Consider the following 2,937-nt stretch of genomic DNA (forward strand, 5'->3'; position numbering starts at 1 on the left):
CGATGGAATGGATCGATAGACCTGGACCCCCTCACCCGGATCGCATCTTGCGATGCAATCCGACCTTTCCCCGCAAGCGGGGCGAGGTGAAGGGTACGGCGCTGCGGCACTGAAGCCAACATCACTCCGCCGCCGTCAGATGATGCACCTTGCCGGCGATCTCGCGCGGCACCGGCGCGGCCCACGGCGCGCCGCGGCGGCGCTTGACGTCGACCTCCATCCAGTAGAGCTCCCAGCCTTGGGTCGGGCCGATGCCGTCCATCGTCGCCGGGCCCTGGATGCTGCGCGCGGAGGCGTCGTCGAGGAACAGCATCGGCTTCGCGCCGCCGGAAACCTTCTCGATTTCCTGCCGCAGCAGGCGGCGGTACTGCACGATCGCCTTGTCGCTCTGGCCGAGATGCTCGTTGGTGCGGTCCTGGATCGGTCCCATCGATTCCACCGCCCACTGGTCGTGGACGTTGATATCGGTGCCCATGCCGGTATAGGTCTCGGTTGCCTGCTCGTGCGGATCGAAGCCGTAATCGTTGGTCTTGTTCTTGCGCGACTTGTAGTCCGGCAGCGTATAGAGCTCGAGCCGCTGATCGCGCATCTTCTGCTTGTCGACCGGCGCCGCGTAGCTGGTGAAGATCGCATACCAGTAGCAGTTCTCGTCGTCGACCGGCACGTGCCACTGCGTGATCGTCATCTCGGTCGACATCGGGATGACGAAGCCGTGCGGGAACAGCTGGTTGGTGACGCGCACATGGGTGCGCTCCGCGTCGAGCTCGCGCAGCGCGATCAGGCGCAGGCCGTATTCGGTGTGCTCGACATTGATGATCGGCCGGTCATATTCGCGCAGGATCTTGGTCATCGGCATGTCGCTGCCGGCCGAGGCGCCGCGGAATTGCTTGCCGTAGGCCGCCGCCGTGTCCTCGTCCTCGAAGAAGCGATGCAGGAAGGAAGCGTGCGCCGGATCGATGCCGACCTCGAGCGCCTGCAGCCAGTTGCAGTTCATGTGGCCCTTGAACGCAAACGTATGGCTGCCGGGCGCGACGAAGCAGTCGAGTTCGGGAAAGGCGGGCGGGGCGCCTTCGCCGAGCCAGGCCCACAGGATGCCGCTCTTCTCGACCACGGGATAGGAGCGCTGCCTGATGCCCTTGCAGAGCTGCGAGCCGGCCGGCTCCGCCGGCGTCTCGATGCACTGGCCTGATGTGTCGAACAGCCAGCCGTGGAAGGCGCAGCGCAGCCCGCCATTCTCGAGCCGGCCGAAGGCGAGATCGGCGCCGCGATGCGCGCAGTGGCGATCGATCAGCCCGTAGCTCCCGTCCTCGCCGCGGAACAGCACCAGGTTCTCGCCGAGCAGGCGCACCGGCCGAACCGGGCGTGGCCCGTCCAATTCATCCACCAGCGCCGCCGGTTGCCAGTAACTCCGCATCAGCCTGCCGCAGGGGTCCTTGCGGCCGGTGCGGGTGATCAGATCGTTCGCTTCCTGGCTCATCATGGCGGCGTCTCCCGGATTTGGATTTGTTCGCCTATTGAACGAATGTGCGAATTATGCCATGTCTGGTTCCGACAGCAAGCCCAATTTTTGAACCGTTCAAAGCCGAGCCTCATGCCCAAGCTGAAGCGGACCGACCAGGACGAGCGCGCCACCGACTTCGTCGAGGCGCTCGATCGCGGCCTGCGCCTGCTGCAGGTGTTTGGCACCGTTACCGGTCCTGCGACGCTGAGCGATCTGGCGCGTGCTGCCGATCTGCCGCGCGCCACCGCGCGCCGCATCCTGTTCACGCTCGCGCATGGCGGTTTCGTCGCGACCGACGGCAAGCTGTTCACGCTGACGCCGCATGTGCTGACGCTGGCCGGCTCGTTCCTGCAATCCAACCAGGTGGTGACGGTGCTGCAACCGGTGCTCGATCGCATCGCGACCGCGGCGCAGGAGATCGCCTCGCTCGCGCTGCTCGACGGCGACGACGTCGTGTTCGTCGCGCGCTCGAGCCCGACCCGCGTGTTCTCCGCCGGTCTCGACATCGGCTACAGGCTGCCGGCGTTCTGCACCTCGGTCGGCCGCGCCATGCTCGGCCGGCTCACTGATGCCGAACTGGCGGCGCGGCTGAAGGCGATGCGCCGCGATCCGGTGACGCCGCAGACCACGACCGATCCGAAGAAGCTGCTCGCGACGATTGTCGCCGATCGCGCGCAGGGCTATTCACTGGTCGACCGCGAGGCCGAGCCGCATTTCCGTTCCATCTCGGTGCCGGTGCACCGCTACGACGGCACCATCGTCGCCGCCATCAACATGGGCGCGCATGTCGATCGCGTGCCGATGCAGGAATTGATCGACCGCTTCCTGCCGCTGCTGCGCGACGGCGCTGATGATGTGAAGAGCCGGCTGCTCTAAGTGCTGCTAAAGCGCCACGCTGCGCAGCCCGAAGCTGCGCGCCTCGTTCTGCAGTACCGGCCGCACGGAATCGATCAGCCGCGCGGCGGCGGCGTCGACCGAAAGCCCGGCAGTATCAACCACCGCCGATGCGCGGGCGTAGAGCGGCTCGCGGCTGACCAGGATGTTGCGCAATTCCGCCATCGCCGAGCGGTCGTCGGCCATCGGGCGCAGATCGCCCTGGCGGCGGACGCGGGCCATGTGCTCTTCCGGCTCGGCCTTCAGCCAGATCGTGTAGAACGACGACAGGATCAGGTCGAAGGTCAGCGCCTCGGAGACGATGCCGCCGCCGGTCGCCAGCACCATCAATTCCTTGCGCGCGAGCAGCTGCGTCAGCGCCGCCTGCTCCATGCGGCGAAAGCCTTCCTGGCCGTACAGCGCGATGATCTCGGCAACCGAGAGGCCGTTCTGCGCCTCGATCTCCTTGTTGAGCTCGACGAAGCTCCAGCCGATCTTCTTCGCCAGCATCCGCCCGAGCGTGGTCTTGCCGGCGCCGCGCAGGCCGATCAGCGCGATCCCGG

3 protein-coding genes are annotated in these 2,937 nt (G+C 66.6%); 1 reads left to right on the top strand and 2 read right to left on the bottom strand.

The window, feature by feature from the left end; all coding sequences use genetic code 11:
- Positions 1-121 precede the first annotated feature (121 nt).
- A complete protein-coding gene (locus AKL29_RS30935) occupies positions 122-1,480 on the bottom strand; it encodes an aromatic ring-hydroxylating dioxygenase subunit alpha (RefSeq protein WP_050386778.1) in 1,359 nt (452 codons plus the stop codon).
- A gap of 111 nt (positions 1,481-1,591) precedes the next feature.
- On the opposite strand from AKL29_RS30935, the gene AKL29_RS30940 reads away from it, so the two are divergent.
- On the top strand, positions 1,592-2,377 hold the full coding sequence (locus tag AKL29_RS30940) for an IclR family transcriptional regulator domain-containing protein (protein ID WP_050386779.1): 786 nt from the start codon (positions 1,592-1,594) through the stop codon (positions 2,375-2,377).
- Positions 2,378-2,383: 6 nt separating this feature from the next.
- Here the strand turns inward: AKL29_RS30940 and AKL29_RS45785 are convergent.
- Positions 2,384-2,937, bottom strand: a 554-nt coding sequence (locus AKL29_RS45785) for a helix-turn-helix transcriptional regulator (RefSeq protein ID WP_244482512.1), incomplete at its 5' end; no start/stop codon positions are given.

It is taken from the genome of Bradyrhizobium pachyrhizi (assembly GCF_001189245.1).
Taxonomy (GTDB): domain Bacteria; phylum Pseudomonadota; class Alphaproteobacteria; order Rhizobiales; family Xanthobacteraceae; genus Bradyrhizobium; species Bradyrhizobium pachyrhizi.